This is a genomic window from Nocardia sp. SYP-A9097 (assembly GCF_009649815.1).
Taxonomy (GTDB): Bacteria; Actinomycetota; Actinomycetes; order Mycobacteriales; family Mycobacteriaceae; genus Nocardia.
Genome location: NZ_WJIC01000008.1, coordinates 133,085 through 152,576 on the forward strand (window position 1 = coordinate 133,085; position 19,492 = coordinate 152,576).

Annotated in this window: 14 protein-coding genes; 9 read left to right on the forward strand and 5 right to left on the reverse strand. The window is 66.3% G+C overall.

What is annotated here, in order from left to right; all coding sequences use genetic code 11:
- The first annotated feature begins 87 nt into the window (after positions 1-87).
- Positions 88-2,430: an aminodeoxychorismate synthase component I gene (pabB, locus tag GFY24_RS18635; RefSeq protein ID WP_153806354.1), complete on the forward strand. Its 2,343-nt coding sequence runs from the start codon at positions 88-90 to the stop codon at positions 2,428-2,430.
- A 191-nt stretch (positions 2,431-2,621) separates the two neighbouring features.
- On the opposite strand, the gene GFY24_RS18640 is transcribed toward pabB, so the two are convergent.
- Positions 2,622-3,113 (reverse strand): hypothetical protein, encoded by a 492-nt coding sequence (locus GFY24_RS18640; protein WP_153806355.1) that lies wholly within the window; start codon positions 3,111-3,113, stop codon positions 2,622-2,624.
- A gap of 104 nt (positions 3,114-3,217) precedes the next feature.
- On the opposite strand from GFY24_RS18640, the gene GFY24_RS18645 reads away from it, so the two are divergent.
- A complete protein-coding gene (locus GFY24_RS18645; protein WP_153806356.1) occupies positions 3,218-4,897 on the forward strand; it encodes a TerD family protein in 1,680 nt (559 codons plus the stop codon).
- 13 nt (positions 4,898-4,910) lie between these two features.
- Here GFY24_RS18645 and GFY24_RS18650 read toward each other — a convergent pair whose 3' ends face one another.
- Positions 4,911-5,720, reverse strand: a complete 810-nt coding sequence (locus tag GFY24_RS18650) for a hypothetical protein (protein ID WP_153806357.1) — start codon at positions 5,718-5,720, stop codon at positions 4,911-4,913.
- A 79-nt stretch (positions 5,721-5,799) separates the two neighbouring features.
- Here GFY24_RS18650 and GFY24_RS18655 point away from each other — a divergent pair, with 79 nt between their 5' ends.
- From GFY24_RS18655 to GFY24_RS18665, 3 genes are all read left to right on the forward strand, one after another.
- Positions 5,800-7,074, forward strand: a complete 1,275-nt coding sequence (locus GFY24_RS18655) for an MFS transporter (protein WP_309231021.1) — start codon at positions 5,800-5,802, stop codon at positions 7,072-7,074.
- Between the two features lie 3 nt (positions 7,075-7,077).
- Positions 7,078-7,452 (forward strand): metalloregulator ArsR/SmtB family transcription factor, encoded by a 375-nt coding sequence (locus tag GFY24_RS18660; protein ID WP_153806359.1) that lies wholly within the window; start codon positions 7,078-7,080, stop codon positions 7,450-7,452.
- A 150-nt stretch (positions 7,453-7,602) separates the two neighbouring features.
- Complete coding sequence (locus tag GFY24_RS18665; RefSeq protein WP_153806360.1) at positions 7,603-9,216, forward strand: NAD(P)/FAD-dependent oxidoreductase; 1,614 nt, start codon at positions 7,603-7,605, stop codon at positions 9,214-9,216.
- Between the two features lie 76 nt (positions 9,217-9,292).
- Here GFY24_RS18665 and GFY24_RS18670 read toward each other — a convergent pair whose 3' ends face one another.
- Positions 9,293-10,330, reverse strand: a complete 1,038-nt coding sequence (locus GFY24_RS18670) for an alpha/beta hydrolase (protein WP_375336063.1) — start codon at positions 10,328-10,330, stop codon at positions 9,293-9,295.
- A 247-nt stretch (positions 10,331-10,577) separates the two neighbouring features.
- Between GFY24_RS18670 and GFY24_RS18675 the strand changes: the two genes are divergently transcribed.
- Entirely contained in the window at positions 10,578-11,945 is a 1,368-nt protein-coding gene (locus GFY24_RS18675; protein WP_153806361.1) for a serine hydrolase, read from the forward strand.
- Positions 11,946-12,144: 199 nt separating this feature from the next.
- Here the strand turns inward: GFY24_RS18675 and GFY24_RS18680 are convergent, their stop codons facing one another.
- Complete coding sequence (locus GFY24_RS18680) at positions 12,145-15,315, reverse strand: BTAD domain-containing putative transcriptional regulator (RefSeq protein ID WP_309231022.1); 3,171 nt, start codon at positions 15,313-15,315, stop codon at positions 12,145-12,147.
- Positions 15,316-15,502: 187 nt separating this feature from the next.
- Here GFY24_RS18680 and GFY24_RS18685 point away from each other — a divergent pair, with 187 nt between their 5' ends.
- Positions 15,503-15,913, forward strand: a complete 411-nt coding sequence (locus tag GFY24_RS18685; protein WP_153806363.1) for a PaaI family thioesterase — start codon at positions 15,503-15,505, stop codon at positions 15,911-15,913.
- Here GFY24_RS18685 and GFY24_RS18690 read toward each other — a convergent pair.
- The gene (locus tag GFY24_RS18690; RefSeq protein WP_153806364.1) at positions 15,910-17,673 is read right to left on the reverse strand and encodes a long-chain fatty acid--CoA ligase; all 1,764 of its coding nucleotides are present in this window, start codon (positions 17,671-17,673) and stop codon (positions 15,910-15,912) included. The genes GFY24_RS18685 and GFY24_RS18690 overlap by 4 nt on opposite strands.
- Positions 17,674-17,794: 121 nt before the next feature.
- On the opposite strand from GFY24_RS18690, the gene mraY reads away from it, so the two are divergent.
- Complete coding sequence (mraY, locus tag GFY24_RS18695; protein ID WP_153806365.1) at positions 17,795-18,871, forward strand: phospho-N-acetylmuramoyl-pentapeptide-transferase; 1,077 nt, start codon at positions 17,795-17,797, stop codon at positions 18,869-18,871.
- A gap of 110 nt (positions 18,872-18,981) precedes the next feature.
- Positions 18,982-19,437 (forward strand): hypothetical protein, encoded by a 456-nt coding sequence (locus GFY24_RS18700; RefSeq protein WP_153806366.1) that lies wholly within the window; start codon positions 18,982-18,984, stop codon positions 19,435-19,437.
- The last annotated feature ends 55 nt before the right edge of the window (positions 19,438-19,492 follow it).

A 19,492-nucleotide genomic window follows, 5' to 3' on the forward strand; every position in this document is an offset into this window, starting at 1 on the left:
GCGTATGCCAGCAGAAGTGGTGGTGACCTCGTTCACGCAGGTCGAGACCCGGGGCGCGGGTGGGCGTGGCGTAAAGTTGCCAGCCAAATGCGCACGCTGCTGATCGACAACTACGACTCGTTCACCTACAACCTGTATCAACTGATCAGTCAGGTGAACGGGGTGGAACCCGTCGTCGTGCGCAATGACGAGGTCGAGGGTTCGACGCTCGACGGCTTCGACAATATCGTGATCTCACCCGGGTCGGGGCGGCCGGATATCGCCCGCGATTTCGGGATCTCGGCGGCGGTGATCGCGGAGTCCGAACTCCCATTGCTGGGCGTATGCCTCGGACATCAGGGGATCGTGATCGCCGCGGGCGGTGCGGTGACCAGCGCTCCGCGGGCGCGGCACGGCTATCCGGATCGAATCACCCATGACGGCCGGGAACTCTTCGCCGGTGTGCCACAGGACTTCACGGCGGTGCGCTACCACTCACTATGTGCCGCAAGGCCATTGCCGGACTCCTTGGAGGTGACCGCCACCGCGCCCGACGGTGTGATCATGGGCGTCCGGCATCGCACCCGGCCGCAATGGGGGGTGCAGTTCCATCCCGAATCGATTTCGAGCGAGTACGGTCCGCTGCTGCTGCGCAATTTCGCCGAACTCACCCGGGCGCACCGGGGTAATGCGAATCGAATCACGGTGGCGGGCAATCCGATCGGTTCCAACGAGCGCGGGGCCGCAGTAGTCCAGGAGCCGAAGGGTGGATCTGCGCGAGCGGGTAGTGTCGTTCCCGTCACAGTCGGCGGTCAGGCCACGGGCACTCGGGCGAAGGTCCACGACGCATCACCGATGACGTTGCCGCACACACCAATTGGCGTGAAATCGAATCGCGCAGGTGACCCGCTCCCCCAAACCGCGCCGCCCGCAATCCATTACCGGGTCGAGCACACGGTCTTGGATCGGGCGGTGGATGCCGAAGCGGTCTTCGATCGGCTGTACCGGGATTCCCGCACCGCGTTCTGGCTGGACAGCGAGCATGTCGAGCCCGGGCTGGATCGATTCTCCTTCCTGGGCGACGACTCGGGGCCGTTGGCCGAAACCGTCCGCTACCGAGTGGGTTCGGGCATGGTCGAGGTCACCTCCGCCGCCGGAGCGCGCCGGGTGCCGGGCGGGGTGCTGGATTACCTATCCGGCGAGCTACGCCGCAGACATATCGAATTCCCGGATGTGCCTTTCGATTTCGTCGGCGGATATGTGGGATATCTCGGCTATGAGATGAAGGCCGATTGTGGCGCCGAGGTCACGCATCGCGCACCAACCCCGGATGCGCAGTGGCTCTTCGCCGATCGACTGATCGTGGTCGATCACGAAGCGGGGCGCACATATCTACTTGCCCTGGCCGAGTCGAAATCGGATTCCCTTGCCACCGACCCGATTTCCCTCGCCACCACGCCGGAACCCACGGCTGCCGCCCCGGATTCCGTCGCCGCCGCGCGGGATTGGCTGGACACCACACGTGTGACTATGGAAGCGCTGCCGACCTGGGCGAATCCGCCGGATCTGGAGCTGCACACCGATGAGAGCATGGTCGCTCCCCTGCTGACCCGGGGACGCGCACGCTATCTCGCCGATGTCGAAGCCTGCCAGGCGCAACTGCACGCCGGCGAGTCCTACGAAATCTGTATCACCGACAGCGCGTATCTCCCCGCCGACAGTGACGGGCTGAGTGTCTATCGCACGCTGCGCCGCTGCAATCCCGCCCCTTACGCGGCTTTCCTGCGTTTCCAGGACCTCGAAGTGGCGTCGTCGTCGCCCGAGCGCTTCCTCAAACTGGATCGCGCGGGCATCGTGGAGAGCAAGCCGATCAAGGGCACCGCCCCGCGCGGCCATACGCCCGCCGAGGATGAGCGGCTGGCGGCGGAGTTGGCCTTGGATCCCAAGACCCGCGCCGAGAATCTCATGATCGTGGATCTGCTCCGCAATGACCTCGGCCGGGTGTGTGAGATCGGTTCGGTGCACGTCCCCAACCTCATGGCTGTGGAGACGTATACGACTCTGCACCAACTGGTTTCGACCGTGCGCGGCACCCTGCTCCCGCACCTCGATGTGATCGATGTGCTGCGCGCCTGCTTCCCCGGCGGTTCCATGACCGGTGCGCCGAAGCTCCGCACGATGGAGATCATCGATGCCCTGGAGACCGAGGCGCGCGGCATCTACTCCGGCACCATCGGCTTCCTGGGACTGGGCGGTACCGCCGACCTGAATATCGTCATCCGAACAGCGGTGCGCCACAACGGTTCCTGGCGCGTCGGCGCAGGTGGCGCAATCGTCCTGGACTCCGACCCGCACGCCGAGTACCAGGAAATGCTATGGAAGGCCGCCACCGCCCTGCGCGCCCTCCCCGGCCTGGCAGTCCCCCCCAAAACCCCCCTCCCCTCCGCCTAGCCGCTCCTTGGGCGGCCGGTCCCCCGCGCGACACCACTTCCGCAACCCCGCGCGACACCACCCGTCATCCCGGCGCGACACCACCCCGTCATCCCGGCGCGCTTTTGGCCGGGATCCACGAAACCCGCTGGAGTACAGCCGACATGGATCCCGGCCAAAACCATGCCGGGATGACGGGGAAAGCTGCGCGGCTATTTGATTCGGCGGGGCCGGGGGTGGGGTGGTTCGGGTTCGGGTTGTTCGCGGGTGATGCCGGTGAGCCGGCCGAGCAGGGATGCGCCGGGGAGTTTATCCAGGCGGGAGATGAGGTCTTCGCCGGCGGCGGAGATGGATTCGAGGCGGGTGAGGAGTTTGTCGTAGGCGACCAGGGCGGGTTCGGCCAGGGTGAGGGTGCGGTCCAGGCGGTCGATGGTGGAGTTGAGGCGTTCGACCGCGGTGGTGAGGTTTCCGATGAGGTCGGGGAGTTGGGCGGCCAGTTGCATGGAGGCCGGGGGGAGTCGGACGGCGGTGTCGAAGGCTTGGGTGGCGGTGGACTGGGCGGAGTCGAGGGCGTCTCCGGCGGCGGCCTGGGCGGCGACGACCGCGGCCTGGGCGGCGGCGAGGATTTCACCGGGCGTCGGCACGCGCGGGGTTTGGGGCTTGCCGCGTGGGGGCTGGCGGCCGGGACCCTTGGGGGTGGTCATGTTTCCACTGTGCCGCAGGTTCGGGCCGTGTACATCAGGTATCGGACCGGGTGGTTTTCCGCGTGTCGGAGGGTGTCGGAGGCGCGTGGCATAGTTCGATCACAATGAAACTCACCAAGGGTGGTCATGCGCCGGTCCCCACATCGCTTCTGACGGTTGTCCTTTCGTGGCAGTCCGATCATGAGGTGGATGCGCACGCCTTGCTGCTTTCCGAAGCCGGGCGGGTGCGCTCGGATCGGGATTTCGTCTTCTTCAACGCGCCCCGGCATGTCTCGCAGGCGGTGACGCTCGATCCGGAGCCGGACCCGGGGTCGGCGAGACTCTCGGTCTCATTGCCGCGCACCGAGTCCGAGGTGGCGCGGATTGTGGTGACCGGATCGGTGACCGGGTCGTTCACCGAGGTGCCGGGGTTGATTCTCACCGTCTTCGATCACAATCGCCCGGTGGCGTGGTACGAGATCGGCGATGCGGAACCGGTGCGCGCCATGATGTTCGGCGAGTTCTATCGCCGCGACGGTGAGTGGCGGTTCCGGGCGATCGGACAGGGGTGGGCCGGCGGGCTGGCCGGAATCGTCACCGAATTCGGGGTCCGGGTGGACGATTCGGGAGCGGGCGAGGGAGACCGGCCCGGCTCCGCGGCCGCCGCGAGTGCACCGGCGCGCTCGACCGGGCGCGGGTTCTCCATCGAGCGGGAGGTACCGCCGCCCGCGCCGATCCTGCCGCCGAATCCGGAACGGGCGGACTGGCATCCGAACCCGGAGGGGACGGGACTGCGCTGGTGGGATGGGCAGACCTGGACGGCCGCGACGCGTGCGGCACTACCCACGGACGCGCGGCATTGTTCACGCTGTGGCCGGGCGCGGCGCTGGCGAGTGTTCGGTGGTCCCGCGCTGTGCCGGGAGTGCGCCGATGAGATCGAGACGTACCTGTCGGGGTGGCGTGGCCGAGCCGAGCGTGTACTGCGCGCGGGTGGCCCGCGCGGCGACGACTGGGATGGATTGTGGACGGCGCTGCGCTATCAGCGGATCGACGCGGCGGCGGGCTTCGGCACCTTGCAACCGATGGCGCACGATCATGTGGAGCGGCTGGTGGCATTCGCGTTCGCGGACGGCACTATCGAGCAGTCCGAGATGGACGATTTCGACGCCGCGATTACCGCCCTGGCCCTGCAGGGCCCGCTCATCGAGGATCTGCGCCGCCGAATGGGCCGGGGCCGCATGCTGACTCGGCTGCGCGGTGGGGAGCTGCCGATGCTGGCCGCGACCGGACTGCACCTGGATCCCGCGGAGCAACTGCACCTGAATGTTCCGGCGATTCACATCCGTCAGCTGGCGCGCGGCCCGAAGCTCACCGAGGGCCGGCTCATCTGCAGCAATAAGAAGCTCCGTTTCACCGGCCCCGATACCGGCACCGAAATGCCGTGGGCCCGAGTGGTTTCGGTGACCACCACCAGCGGCCGGGTGGCGGTGTCCGCCACGTCGGCGCGCGGTGGCGCGGTCTTCGAGGTGGCCGATCCGGATCATGTCGCGGCCACCATGGAGGGTGCGCTGCGGGTGGCCAAACGCCTGGCCCTGTCCCCCGGCCGCCGCGATACCCGCAGCATCTCGCAGGAGATCAAGGCCCAGGTCTGGCAGCGTGACGGCGGTAAATGCATCGAGTGCGGTGACAGCCACTACCTCGAATTCGACCACATCATCCCGCTCAGCCGGGGTGGTGCGACCAGTGCCGCCAACCTCCAAATCCTCTGCCGCGCTTGCAATCGCACGAAGGGGGCCAATATCTGACCGCTCGAAATCCCTAGTGCCGGCGGACTCGCTGAACGGCGGGTTCGGCGCAGAATTGCTGGGTGGCCTGGTCCTGGGTGAGGCCGGTGATGTCGAGGCCGCCGGAATCTATTGTGGTGCAGGTGGTTCCGGCCACCTTGCCGCTGCCGTCGTCGATGGGGCGGACCTGGGCGGTGATCAGGGGGTGGAGTGTGTCGGTAACGAAGGTCCAGAATTCGATGTCCCAGCTGGCGTAGCCGGCGCGCGCGGAGACGATGACGTAGCCCGCCCCGGAGGTGTCCATGCCGACTCCGGAGAGTTCGCCCGCGCGGTGATAGTCGAGGGCGCCGCCGGTGACGTGGTAGATGGCATAGCGGGCATTCGCGGTGGTCAGGGCGAGCGGGATGATCAGTTCGTCGCGACCGTCGGCGTCCAGATCGCGGAGTTTCGGGATGGCTCCGGCGGCGTCGGTATCGGATTCGACAATGCTCTGGCGGGCCTGGCCGCCGCTGAGCACGTTCACGGTGGTGACGACGTGCGCGCGGCTGCCGGTGTGCCGGACCTCGAAGGCCAGTGCGGCGGCATCATGGGATTGCAGCATGCAGTCGGGAAGCGTTGCGGCCGTGCCGATATCGCCGCAGGGCGAGAGTGGTGCGTCGACGTCAACGGCCGGCGGATCCGATGTGGGCGCGGCACCGTTCGGCGCGGGTGCGGCGTTGCCGGAGGCCACCGGCACCACGGTCGCCTCGAGGGTGGCGGTGGTTTCGGTGTCCTGTCGCGCGCAGCCGGTCAGCAGCAGTGCCGAAACCGCGGCCACAGTGCAGACCGCAAGCTTCCTCCACATAACGGCGAGAATAGCGGTCCGCCGCCGCCTACCGGACATCATGTGCACAGCTGCGCACGTATTGGCATATACTGGCATCGTGATCGACGCTCTGCGGAATACCGAATTCCGGCGACTCTTCACGGCCCAGGTGGTCGCACTGATCGGCACCGGACTGCTCACGGTGGCGCTCGGACTGCTCGCCTACGACCTGGCCGGGGCGAACGCGGGCGCGGTGCTGGGCATCGCGCTGGCCGTCAAGATGCTCGCGTATGTGGCTGTCGCACCGGTGATTTCGGCCCTCACCGAACGGGTGCCACGCACCCCGCTACTGATCTCGGCCGATGCGATACGCGCCGCCATCGCGCTGCTGCTGCCGTTCGTGACGCGCACCTGGGAGATCTATATCCTCATCGCGCTGCTGCAATCGGCCTCGGCTACTTTCACGCCCGCCTTCCAATCGGTGATACCCAATGTGCTGCCGGGTGAGCGGGAATACACCCGCGCGCTGTCGCTGTCCCGCCTGGCCTACGACCTGGAGTCGCTGCTCAGCCCGATTCTGGCGGCCGCCGCGCTCACCGTGATCAGCTATCACGCGCTGTTCGTCGGCACCGCGGCCGGTTTCGTGGTTTCGGCGACCATGGTGTGGAGCGCGCGCCTGCCCCGGCTCACCGGTACCGGCGCAGGCCCACTGTGGGCGCGCATCACCCACGGCGCGCGTCTCATGCTGGATCGCCCGGTACTGCGTGGCCTGCTCGCCATGAATCTGGTTGTGGCGGCGGCGACTTCGCTGGTGGTCGTGAATACCGTTGTCTACGTGCGTGATCGGCTCGGCGGATCGAATACCGGCGTGGCCCTGGCGTTGGGCTGCTTCGGATTCGGCTCCATGGTGGTGGCGCTGGTGCTGCCGCGGGTGCTGGCGGATATCCCGGATCGCCGGGTCATGCTGACCGGATGTCGCATCCTGCCGGTCGGTCTGGTGGCGGCGGCGGTGATTCCATTGCTGACCGCACCGGCGGGTGCGGCTACCCGGGCATTCAGCGTGCTCACCACGGGAACGGCCGGCATACTCCTCGCGGTGACCTGGATGGCGCTCGGCGCGGGCACGTCCATGATCAACACTCCCTCGGCCCGCCTGCTGCGCGCGGAATCGGATTCCGATTCCCGCACAGCGGTTTTCACCGCGCAGTTCTCGCTGTCGCATGCGTGTTTCCTACTCACCTATCCGATCGCGGGCGGTCTCGGCGCGCTGGCCGGGTTGCCGATCACGGCGGTTGTGCTCGCGGTGCTGGCTACACTGGCTGCTACGACGGCCGCTCGGGTGTGGCCCGCGTCCATACCGGTGGGCGATGAGGTGGTGGCGGCAGAAGGGTGAGTGATGGCGAGCAAGCGCGATGCGAAGGCATTGACGGCCCCCGCGCCCAGTCTCGCCCACCCGGTCGTACCCGATCAGCCTCGTCTCGATGCGGCGACCGCTACCTTCCGTATGCTCTCGGATCCGACTCGGCTGCATATTCTCTGGATTCTCACCGAGGGTGAGGCCGATGTCAGCGCGCTCACCGAGGCGTGTGAGGCGTCGCGGACGGCGGTCAGCCAGCATTTGGCCAAGCTGCGTTTCACCGGACTGGTGGATACCCGGCGTGATGGCCGCCGCATCATCTACCGCATTCGCGATGGGCACCTGGCGCGACTGGTTCGCGAGGGTTTGAACCACGCCGACCATGTGGTTACGGGCGAGCCCTCGCACGAATAATCCACGCCGGTAAGGGGGATCCCGGCAAAAGCACGCCGCGATGACGGGGATTCGTCTCCTGGTCAGTGGGACGTACTCTCGCGACCTGCCGCTGCGCACTCGACGATATGCCTAGTCGAAATAGTTCTAGACGAAGTCGAGAGGGCACGCATGCATGCCAGCGCAGAGCAGGCCAGTCAATACGATGTGATCATCATCGGCGCCGGATTCGCCGGGCTCTACGGTGTCCATCGGGCGGCCCGCGCCGGGCTGAACGTGCTGGGCCTGGAGGCCGGTGCGGATGTCGGCGGCACCTGGTTCTGGAATCGCTATCCGGGCGCGCGCTGCGATGTGGAGAGCGTCGACTACTCGTACTCCTTCGACGAGGACCTGCAGCAGTCCTGGACCTGGACCGAGCGTTTCGCCGCGCAACCGGAGATCCTGGCCTACATCGATCATGTGGCGGACCGCTTCGATCTGAAGCAGCGCTACCGCTTCGAGCAGACCGTGACCGCGGCCCGCTTCGACGACGAATCCTCGATCTGGACGCTGACCACCGCGTCGGGTGACGAGTTCCGTTCCCGTTTCGTGGTTTTCGCCACCGGCTGTCTCTCCGCGCCGATCAAGCCGAATATCCCGGGCGTGGAAACCTTTGCGGGCGAAGAGCTCTTCACCGCGCGCTGGCCGGAGGAGGGCGCGTCCTTCGAGGGTAAGCGGGTCGGCGTGATCGGTACCGGCTCCTCCGGTATCCAGGTCTCCCCGATCATTGCCCGGGAAGCGCAGGCGCTCACCGTCTTCCAGCGCTCCCCCAATTTCAGCGTGCCCATACCGAATCGGCCGTGGACCGCCGAGGAACAGACGGAGATCCGCGCCACCTACCGGCAGCGCCGGGAGAAGTCCTACTACGCTCCGGCCGCCACCCCACACCCCAGCATTCAGACCAAGGCCCTCGAGCTCAGCGCGCGGGAGCGCGAGGAGGCCATGGAGGATCGCTGGAATGGCGGCGGTGTGCTGTTCAACAAGGTGTTCCCGGACCAGAACAGCGATATGGCCGCCAATGAGGTCGTACGCGAATTCGCGGTCGCCAAGATTCGCGCCAAGGTCGAGAGCCCCGCTGTCGCAGACGATCTCATTCCGAATGATCATCCGATCGGCACCAAGCGCATCTGCACCGATTCGGGCTACTACGAGATGTTCAATCGCCCGAATGTCGGGCTGGTGAATCTGCGCCGCGAGCCGATCGAGGAGATCACTCCCACCGGTATTCGCACCGGGGACAAGTTCATCGAGATCGACACCCTGGTCTACGCAACGGGTTTCGATGCCATGACGGGTGCGCTACTGCGCATCGATATCCGGGGTGCGCGCAATACCGAGCTCCGGGACACTTGGGCGGATGGCCCGGTCACCTACCTGGGCTTCGGTATTCACGGTTTCCCGAATATGTTCAGCATCAACAGCGTCGGTACCCCGTCGGTGATGGCGAATATGGTGCTGCACTCCGAGCAGCAGTTGGATTGGGTGCTCGCACTCGTCGAACATTGCCGTGCACAAGGGATTCGGCAGGTCGAGGCCCGCGAAGAGGCGGCGGCCAAGTGGACCGATCACCTCATGGAGGTCGCCGAGGGCACGCTGTTCGTGAAGGCGAACTCCTGGTACATGGGCGCGAATGTGGAGGGCAAGAAGCGCGTATTCATGCCGTACATAGGCGGTTTCGGCAATTACCGCCGGTTCTGCGATGACGAGCGCGAGAGCGGCTACCCCAGCTTCGAGTTCACCGGGTAACAACGCGACAAGAACCGGCTCGCCTCCACATCCCCTTGGCGGCGAGCCGGTGTCTTTGTGCGGGAAAGAATTCCGGTCAGGCGGGCAATCCGAGTCCGGCTGCCAGCACGGGCCAGGAATTCTTCAGGTCATCCTGCCAGTAGCCCCAGGAGTGGGTGCCGGTCGGCGTGAAGTTGAAGGTGGCCGGGATACCCAGCTGCCCCAATTTGGCCTGCAGATTGTGCGAGCAGTAGTTGGTCGCGGCCTCCAAAGCACCGCCGAAGCCGACCTGATTGACCAGACCACCCCAGCCGGGCAGGGTGCGCGGACCGTCGAGGGTGTCCCACGGACCCGGCAGGCCGGAGCCGCTGGAGATGTACAGATTCAGTCCGCGCAGCTGATCGGCGTGCACATAGGGATCATTGGCCGCCCACATCGGATCACCCTGCGGGCCATACATATTCGCCGAATCGCCACCGCCCGCGGCCACCACGGTATTGACCAGATTCCAGCCGATCGGATCACTGATCTGCGCGCAGCCACTGTACGAGGCCACCGACTGGTAGAGCCCCGGCGCGGCGATGGGCAACTGCAGCACCGAGGTACCCGCCATGGATAGTCCGGCAATCCCGTTGCGCCCGTTGGTATTCAGCGCCCGGTCCATGAGCGGAGGCAGCTCCTCGGTGAGGAAGGTCTTCCACTTGTTCACGCCCAGCTTGGGATCGGATTCGCGCCAATCGGTGTAGTAGCTGAAGCCGCCGCCCACCGGCTGCACCACATTGACGTCCTTGTCGGACAGGAAGTTCAGCGCATCGGTCTGCCGCTGCCAGGTGGCGGAGTCCTCACCGCCACCGGCGCCATTGAGCAGATAGAGCACCGGGGCCGGGGTGGAGGTGTCGGCGGGGCGCTGGACGTCGACCTCGATGTTCTTGTCCATGGCCGCCGAGTAGACCTCGAGCTTGAGCGTGCGGGAGTCCGAGGCGGTGCTCGAGACGACCTTGGAACCATCCGAAGAGGTGCCCGAAGGGCTCAGCATGGCGGGCGAATCGGCGGAGGCGGTACCCGCGGCGACTGGTAGCAGGACGGTTGCGGTCAATGCAACAACCGCGCTTCCCCAGGTCTTGGACAATCGCACGCCGGTTATCTCCTCAGTAGATGAACTAGTTGTTCATGGAAGGACCCACCCTGCTCTAGTTCACTGTGCGTTTGCTATATCGAGCCTTATCGGCACCTGAGAGAGCCTACTTGACCTCTGTCAACGCGTTCGCGATGACTGTCAGCGCACTGTCGGCCGATTGTCAGCGACCCCCCGCACTCTGATTTCAGACCGGATGAGCGCCCGGGAAACGGGCCGCACACCACGCCATACGAGAGGTACTGAAATGTCCGACACCGCGCTGCAGGAGTTCGTCGAGGCCACCGCCACCAAGTTCGGCATTCCGGGCATTACCGTCGGCATTTGGGTCGACGGCCGGGAAATTTTCGCCTCGCACGGCGTCACCAGCATCGAGAACCCGGTGCCGGTAGACCGCGACACGCTGTTCACCGTCGGCTCGGTCAGCAAGACCTTCACCGTCACCGCCGTCATGCAGTTGGTCGCCGAGGGCCGCATCGACCTGGACGCACCGGTACGGACCTACGTGCCGGAGCTCACCCTCATAGACGAGACCGCTGCGGCCACTATTACCGTCAAGCAGCTGCTCAACCACACCGCCGGACTGGACTGGAACCTCATCAACGACACCGGCGAGGGCGATGAAGCGCTCGCCGAGTTCGTCGCCGAACTGGCCGAGATTCCGCTCATCGGCGCTCCCGGAGCGCGCGCCTCCTACAGCCAGGCCGGATACAATCTGCTGGGCCGGGTCATCGAGAACGTCACCGGGCAGAGCTTCGAACATGTGGTCCGCACCCGGGTGCTCGCGCCACTGGGTTTGACCACCACCGGCTACCTTCGCAACGAGATCATGACCCGCCGCTTCTCGGTCGGCCATGAGCGCGGCGAGGACGGCGAACTGTCGATCATCCGGTCCTGGAACGGTACCCGCGCCAATAATCCCGGCGGCGGCATCTCCTCCTCGGTGGCCGAGCAATTGCGTTGGGCCCGTTTCCATCTCGGCGACGGCACCACCGAGAGCAGCGAGACAGTCCTGCCCGCCGCATGGCTGTCACTCATGAAGCAGCCGACCGTGGAGCTGAAGGCCAGCACCCTCGGGGACGCCCTCGGCCTGTGCTGGTTCCTGCGCGATGTGGATGGCGTGCGCACCGTCGGCCACGGCGGTTCGGCCTTCGGCCAATTCGCCGAACTGCTGCTGGTCCCCGAGCGCGATTTCGCCATCTCGGTCATGTCCAATGCCAGCGACGGCATTCCGTCCAATGTGGCGATCGTGCGCTGGGCGCTCGAGCACTACCTCGGCGTCATCGACCAGGACCCCGAGCCCCTCCCCTTCGACCCGTCCCACGCCCACGAACTGCTCGGCACCTACGACATCGACGCCATGACCATGACCGTCCTCGCCGGCGACTCCGGCCTCTCCCTGGAATGCAAGATCAAGCCCGAGATCCGCGCCGCCGCCGAAACCGAACTCCCCCAGGATCACCCGCCATTCCCCTTCGGCCTGCTCCCCGGCGAAGGCGACGAATACATCATCACCGAGGGCTCTTTCAAGGGCCAGCGCGGCTACTTCAGCCGCAACGACTCCGGCAAGATCATCGGCCTGGACCTCGCCGGCCGCCTCTTCACCCGAGCCTGACAACCACCGAGTGTGCACTCACGGCGGGAATCCCGACAATCCCCCGCCCTGAGTGCACACTCGCCGTTGCGGAGCCCTCCTCCTCCCGTCATCCCGGCATGTTTTTGGCCGGGATCCACATCCGCAGCGCAGCAACCTATATCGGTGGATCCCGGCCGAAAGCGCGCCGGGATGACGAGGAGGGGGGAGGGCGGGCAGCTCAGCCGGTCGGTGTCTCCGCGCGCAGGCGGGTCAGGGCTGCTTCGCGGGGGAGGTCGGAGCCGGTGAGGTAGGCGGCGCGGAAGCCTTCCTCGCCGAGGCGGGTGACAAGGTCGGTGATGAGGGTGCGGAGTTCGGGTTCGCCGTCGTCGAAGACGCCGCGGATTACGGCGCTCATGCCGAGCGCGGTGGCGGCTGCGGTTGGATCGTCTTCCTGTAGGCGGAGTTTGGCGAGTAGTTCAGCGGCTTGGGCGAGGGCTTCGGTTACCGCTGCTACATCGCCGTAGATGAATGAGCCTTCGATGACTTCGGGGAGTCGTTTGCGGGCTGCGGCGGGGGAATTGTCGGCAAGGCGATTTGCCATGCGGGCCATGGCGATTCGGTTCAGGGCTATGCCTTCGGGGACCGGGAGGCGGCGAAGGCGTTGTTCGATCAGTTCGAGGTCGCGGTCGGCCTGCGCCACATCGCCTGTGCGGCGGTGTAATTCGGCGCGGCTGAAGCCGAGAATCGCGGCCATGCGGGTGTAACCTCGCTCTTCGGCGACTCGCTCGGCGGCTCGGATATCGGATTCGGCTCCGGCGAGATCGCCACTGCGCATCCGCTCGCGGGTGAGCTCGGTGCGGCTGTTGAAGACATCGTCCTCCATGCCGAGTTCGGAGGCGACGACCACGGCGCGGCCGAAGGCAGCAATGGCCTCCTGGTGCGCGCCACGTAGCGAATGATCCCGGCCGACCGCGAGCAATGCCAGGCCGAGACCCCAGCGGTCCCCGGCAATCTCGAAGTCCCGCAGTGCTTCTCGCCGTTCGGCGGCACCGGCGAGCAATTCGCCCCGCCCGGTGCAGGCGAGATCCCGCGCGAGGTGGGCGCTGGCCCGCAGCCATGGATCGGGCCATTCCAGGGCTCGTTCGAGCTGCCGCTCCCCCAGCTCGGTGTCGCCGGATTGGAAGGCCAACAGCGAAGTCCACAGTGGCAGTGCGGGATGAAAGTCCAGCGCCCCGGTCCGATCGCAGTCCGCGATCAGCTCGGCAACCGAGACGGTCTCCTCGGCGGGTGCTCCCGCCATCAACTGAATCACCCGGAACGCGGCGCGCGCGTCGGCGGGCAGTGCGTCCCCGAATCGCAGCACCCCGGCGACGGCGGTCTCGAATTGACTGCTCATCCCGCGAATTCCCCAGTACCAGAACATGGCTCGCGCGAATCGACAGGCCCGTTTGACTCGCACCGAGACCGTGTCGACGGGCTCCGTGGCCGACGAGGCGCGCAGGGCGGCCGCCATATTCGCGTGTTCGGCATCGAAAACCGCTATGGCGCTGAGCTGTTCACTGGTCCGTAGGAGCGGCTCAAGTTGTTCGGCGAGATTGAGGTACTGCTGCGCGAACGCGTCGGCGAGGTCATCGGCCGAGGCCGCGAGTTGGTCGGCGGCGTAGGCGCGGATGGTTTCGAGCATGCGGTAGCGCGGCCGGTCACCGTCGGAGGATTCCACCACGGACTTCTCCACCAGGGCGCCGAGGATATAGAGAATATCGTCGGCCGGCAGCGAATCATCCGCGCAGATGGCTTCCAGCGCTTCGATTGTCGCGCCGCCGGGGAATATCGAGAGCCGCCGCGCCAGTACACGTTCGGGCTCTTCGAGCAGGTCCCAGCTCCATTCGACGAGTGCGAGCAGGGTGCGCTGGCGGGGCAGCGCGGTCCGGCTGCCGGAGGTGAGCAGGCGGAAGCGATCGTCCAGCCGGCGCGCGATCTGATCGACGCTCATGGAGCGGAGTTTCGCGGCAGCCAGCTCCAAAGCCAGTGGGACGCCGTCGAGTTGGCGGCAGATCTCCACCACCGGGCCGATGGTGCGCTCGTCCAGGGTGAAGCCGGGCCGGATGGCGGCGACACGGTCCAGGAAGAGCCGCACCGCCGGGAAGCGTTGTGCGGCAGTGGGTTCGGTCGCCTCCCCCGGTATCGCCAGTGGTCCCAGGTGACAGAGCACCTCACCGGTAATCGCGAGCGGTTCGCGGCTGGTGGCGAGAATGCGCAGCTGCGGTAGCCGGTTCAGCAGGCGTTCGGCGAGTTCGGCCGCGGCGGCGATGAGGTGCTCGCAATTATCCAGAACCAGTACTGCCGCACCGACATCCAGCAGTTCGGCCAGGCGCGCGGTCTTATCGGCGGGGAGCCCGTCACCACCACTGTCCAGGGCTCCGGCGACGGCGTCGGCTAGCTGGTCGGGTGCCCCGATTTCGGCCAGGGGCACGAAAAATACCGGGCCACTTCGGTATCGGGACATGGCTTCCAGTGTGAGCCGGGTCTTTCCGGCCCCGCCCGGCCCGACAATGGTGACCAGCCGGGAGTCGGCGAGCAGCCGAGCTACCGCATCCAGCTCACTGTCGCGGCCCACGAAGCTGGTCAGCCGCGCGGGCAGCGTACTCCCGACGGGTTCCCTTCGCGCGGCAGGACTTTCGAGCTCGCCGCGCAACAATGCCAAGTGCGTGTCGCGCAATTCCGCTGAGGGATCGATGCCGAGTTCATCGCCGAGCCGCTCGCGCATATCCTCGTACACCGCCAGTGCGTCGGATTGCCGTCCGGCCGCGGCCAAGGCGCGCATGCGCAGTGCGGCGAGCCGCTCGCTCAGCGGATGTTCGGCACCGGCGACCTCGAGATCCACGAGAATCTCGGCGTAGCGCCCCAATTGGAGTTCGGCGGCGAAGCGATCTTCCACGGCCGCGGCCCGCAGATCCTCCAATCGCGCCGCCACCGCCTGGACGAAGGGCGCGTCTTCGATATCGCCGAGTACCGGCCCGCGCCACAATCCGAGCGCCTCCGCCAGCACGGCCGCCGCGGAATCGGCCTGTCCCGCCGCGAGTTCGCGCCGCCCGCGCTTGACCAGTTCCTCGAATCGCTCGGCATCCACCTCGACGCCGGGCAGCCGATACCCGCCGGCGGTGAGCTCGACGGTCCCCACTCCGCGCAGCGCCCGTCGCAGTCGCGATACCAACGCCTGCAGTGCACCGCCGGCCTCGGCGGGTGGCTCCTCGCCCCACAATCCGTCGATGAGCGCCGCGACGGGTACCGCTCCCCCGGCCTCCAGGGCGAGCCGGGCCAGCAGCATGCGCACTCTGACGCCGCCGATCTCGATCGACGCCCCGTCCTCGGCCCACAGCACCACCGGCCCAAGTACACCTACCCGCACCCGCCGAGTCTGGCAGAAACGCATAGCCCTGTGCGAGCGAGTCATCCGACCCGGAATCCGGTACGCACGGCATCAGGCGGCGGATATCAGCCGCGTGGTCGGGCAGCACCCCATGGACGGGCAGGCGCGAGGTGCATTACCCGTGAGGTAATCGACGCGGGGCGGGACTTCCGGCACAGTCGATCACATGACGGATATCGCCCTGGATTCGATTGGCAGCCAACTGTTCAGCACCATGCCGTTCGCCGACCGGCTGGGTATCGAGGTGCTCGACCACGGCGCGGAGCAGGTGCGCAGCCGCCTTGCCTGGGATGAATCGCTGTGCACGCTGGGCGGGTCGATGCACGGCGGTGTACTCATGGCGCTGGCGGATTCCACGGGCGCGGTCTGCGCGTTCCTGAATCTGCCCGACGGCAAGCAGGGCACCACAACGGTGGAGTCCAAGACCAATTTCCTGCGCGGTGTGCGTTCCGGCTATGCCACGGCGACCGCGCGCCCGCTGCACGTGGGCCGCAGTTTCATTGTGTTGGAGACCGAGATCCGCGATGATGCGGGCAAACTCGTCGCCAAGGTCACCCAGACGCAGGCCGTGCTCTAGCGGTACAGCTCTTCGATGGCCGCGGCGTACCGCTCATTGATGGGCTTGCGCCGCGGTTTCATTGTGGGCGTGAGCAATTCACTGCCGGGCTGCCAGAAGTCCCCGACAATACGGAACTTTCGAATGTGCTCGACCCGCGACAGCTTGGCATTGGCCAGTTCGACCGCGGCGGCGACCAGTCGGTCGACATCGGGGTGCGAGGCGAGAATCGCGGGATCCGCTGCCACGCCCAGCTTTTCGGCGAACACGGTGGCGGCATCCTGATCGAGCACGATGAGCGCCACGTTGTATTTGCGATTGTCGCCGATGGCGATGGCCTGCCCGATCAGCGGTTCGAACGCCTTGACCCAGTTCTCGATATTCGACGGCGACATATTCTTGCCGCCCGCATTGATGATGAGTTCCTTTTTGCGGTCGACGATTCGGAGGTAGCCGTCACCGTCGAGGTCGCCGATATCACCGGTGTGCAGCCAGCCGTCGGAGTCGATGACCTCGGCGGTCTGCTCGGGCTTGTTCAGGTACCCCTTCATGACCAGCGGCCCGCGCACCAGCACTTCACCGTCGTCGGCAATGCGAATCTCCAAGCCGTCCACCGGCTTTCCGACGGTGCCGAGCCGAACCTGACCCGGCGGGCAGATACTGGCCATGCCGGAGAGTTCGGACATCCCCCACGCATCGCTGACCTCGATACCGAGCCCGTTGAAGTAGCGCAGCAGTTCGGGTGAGACCGGGGCCGCACCGGAGATGGCGATATTGATGCTGTCCAGGCCAAGTGCCGCACGGACTTTCGCGAGCACCAGCCGGTCCGCCAAGGCGTATTGCGCGCGCAGCCCGGCCGAGACCCGCCCGCCGTCGAGTCGGGTATCGGAGTATCGCCGCCCCACTCGCACCGCCCAGGTCGCCAGTTTCGCCTTGGCTCCGGTCGATTCGGCCAGCTTCTCCTCGATGCCACCGCGCAGTTTCTGCCACACCTGCGGTACCGCCCCGAGCAGGGTGGGGCGGCAATCCGCCAGTCCGGCAGTGAATCCCGCGCGGTCCGCGACCGTGGTGATCCGATTGCCGAGCACCATGCAGAGATACAGCGCCGACCAGCGATCGGCCACATGCGCCGATGGCAGGAAGGACAGCACCCGCTCGTCCCGGGTGCCATTGGCGAGCCGAATGGTGGCCCGCACCATGGCGAGCATATTGGCGTGCGTGAGCTGCACGCCCTTGGGCGAACCGGTGGTACCGGAGGTGTAGATGAGGGTCAGCACGTCATCGGGTCGTACTGCGCGCCAGCTGGATTCGAAGTCGAACTCCGGATCGGCGGCCGCGATCACCTCGGCCGGGCTCAGCGTGCCGTCCCCGGATCCGTCGATGCACACCACGTGTTTGACGCCGGTTCCCTTGCGCCCCTTCTCGACAGCGGCGAGGAACTGGGTTTCGCACACCACCACCTCGGCTCCCGAATCGCTCAGCAAATGCTTGATCTGCTCCGGCGAGGAGGTGTTGTACATCGAAAACGGTGCGGCCCCAAGGTGCACCACGGCGGTGTCGACCGGATAGAACTCGGGTCGATTGGCCAGCATGAGCGCGACCTTGGATCCACGCCCGACCCCCAGGGCCGCGAATCCCGCGGCCAGTTCGCGCGCCTGCCGCGCCCACTCCGCGAAGGTCAGGGTTCGGGTATCGCCGGCGGTGCGGACCGCGACCGCCCCGGGATCCCGTTCGACGGTCGCCTGGAATGCCGAGCACATGGTGGGGGATCCTGCGGTCATGAAGGTGAGCATACTTTCAGCAAATACCAGGTGGCAGCCGGGTGAGCCGAACCCGCCTGTCGACCGTGATGGGGGCTGGCGATAGCGTCAAGGCGAATGTTCGGCGGCACGAGGTGGGCAGATGAGGCAGATTCTTTTCGCGGTGATGATCGCATTGGCGGTGTCGATCACATTGACACCGCTGCTCGTCCGGCTCTTCGCGAAAAGGAATGTCGGACAGGAGATCCGATCCGACGGCCCGGCCAGCCATCAGGCCAAGCGCGGCACCCCGACCATGGGCGGCATTGCCATCCTGGTCGGTATGTGGGCCGGCTACCTGGGCTCGCATCTGATCGGAATCCGCTATGACGCAGAGGGTTTGACCGTCTCGGGCCTGCTCGTGCTCGGTTTGGCGACGGCGCTCGGCATCGTCGGCTTCCTCGATGACTACATCAAGCTCACCAAGCGCCGCAATCTCGGCCTCACCGCCAAGGGCAAATACCTGGGGCAGATCACGGCGGCCGTGGTGTTCGGCGTGCTGGCGCTGCGCTTCCCGAACAATTCCGGCCTGACACCCGGCAGCCGCCACCTGTCGTACGTGCGCGACTACAACTTCTTCTACTTCAGCGTGGTGGTTTTCCTGCTGTTCGTGGTGTTCCTGGTAGTGGCCTGGTCCAATGCCGTCAATATCACCGACGGACTGGACGGTCTGGCCGCGGGTTCCATGGCGCTGGCGCTGGGCGCGTATGTGATCGTCACGCTCTGGCAGTACACCAATGCCTGTTCGATCAAGCCCGGTCCGGCCTGCTATTCGGTCCGCGACCCGCTCGACCTGGCCCTGGTCTGCGCGTCGGGCGCGGCGGCCTGTATCGGTTTCCTGTGGTGGAATGCCAATCCCGCCAAGATCTTCATGGGCGATACCGGTTCGCTGGCGCTGGGCGGCCTGATCGCGGGCCTGTCCATCACCACCCGCACCGAGCTGCTGATGGCGGTTGTCGGCGCGCTCTTCGTCGCCGAAATTCTTTCGGTGGCATTGCAGATCGCGGTCTTCCGCACCACCCACACCCGCCTGTTCAAAATGGCACCGTTCCACCACCATTTCGAGCTCAGCGCCTGGCCGGAGACCGCTGTCATCATTCGTTTCTGGCTTTTGGGCGGGATCGCGGCGGGTGTGGGCCTGATGCTCTTCTACGGCGAGCACCTGGCCACCGTGCACTGAATCTCCGGTCCGACACCGGAAAAGTTAGGGCAGGTAACTGATACCTGCGGCGGGCCGACATACCTACAGTCGTGAGTTCGGGTCGGGACTTGGAACTGAGAGGGAAATCTATGAAGGCAAGGGCATTCTTCGGCGTCACCATGGCGGCTGCGGCGCTCGCATTGGCCGGAACCTCGGTCGCGCACGCCGATTCGGACGAGGTGAACGTCAACGACTATCTGGTCGGTGACACCGCCTATTTCAACAGCGGCATAGCCAGCTGCTCCATCAAGGCGAACGGTGATGTCGGCTGCGATATCACCCCCGGTATCGCCAAGTGGCTCAATATGATTCCGGTCAGCGATCTCGCCATCGACGTACCGTTCCTGCCCGCGCACCCGACCTTCGGCGTCTTCGGCCACTACGCCCGCGCAGATGCGGGCACCCTCGGCGGCGGCCCGATCGGTTACGGCTCCACCATCAATTACGCGGGTGCCAGCTGCCACGGCGGTGGCCGCGGCGGATTCAGCTGCACATCCAAGGGGCACAGCTTCAGCTTCGGCTGGTCGGGCACCCAGACCAGCTGACCCGATCGTGCGATCCGAGCCCCCAGCGGCCCAGCTGCCGCCGGGGGCTCGTTGC

Excerpts from the sequence above, each read along its gene's own strand:
- pabB (WP_153806354.1), top strand. The coding sequence starts at position 88 with ATGCGCACGCTGCTGATCGACAACTACGACTCGTTCACCTACAACCTG.
- GFY24_RS18640 (WP_153806355.1), bottom strand. The coding sequence starts at position 3,113 with ATGACCACCCCCAAGGGTCCCGGCCGCCAGCCCCCACGCGGCAAGCCC.
- GFY24_RS18645 (WP_153806356.1), top strand. The coding sequence starts at position 3,218 with ATGAAACTCACCAAGGGTGGTCATGCGCCGGTCCCCACATCGCTTCTG.
- GFY24_RS18650 (WP_153806357.1), bottom strand. The coding sequence starts at position 5,720 with ATGTGGAGGAAGCTTGCGGTCTGCACTGTGGCCGCGGTTTCGGCACTG.
- GFY24_RS18660 (WP_153806359.1), top strand. The coding sequence starts at position 7,078 with ATGGCGAGCAAGCGCGATGCGAAGGCATTGACGGCCCCCGCGCCCAGT.
- GFY24_RS18665 (WP_153806360.1), top strand. The coding sequence starts at position 7,603 with ATGCATGCCAGCGCAGAGCAGGCCAGTCAATACGATGTGATCATCATC.
- GFY24_RS18675 (WP_153806361.1), top strand. The coding sequence starts at position 10,578 with ATGTCCGACACCGCGCTGCAGGAGTTCGTCGAGGCCACCGCCACCAAG.
- GFY24_RS18685 (WP_153806363.1), top strand. The coding sequence starts at position 15,503 with ATGACGGATATCGCCCTGGATTCGATTGGCAGCCAACTGTTCAGCACC.
- GFY24_RS18690 (WP_153806364.1), bottom strand. The coding sequence starts at position 17,673 with ATGACCGCAGGATCCCCCACCATGTGCTCGGCATTCCAGGCGACCGTC.
- mraY (WP_153806365.1), top strand. The coding sequence starts at position 17,795 with ATGAGGCAGATTCTTTTCGCGGTGATGATCGCATTGGCGGTGTCGATC.
- GFY24_RS18700 (WP_153806366.1), top strand. The coding sequence starts at position 18,982 with ATGAAGGCAAGGGCATTCTTCGGCGTCACCATGGCGGCTGCGGCGCTC.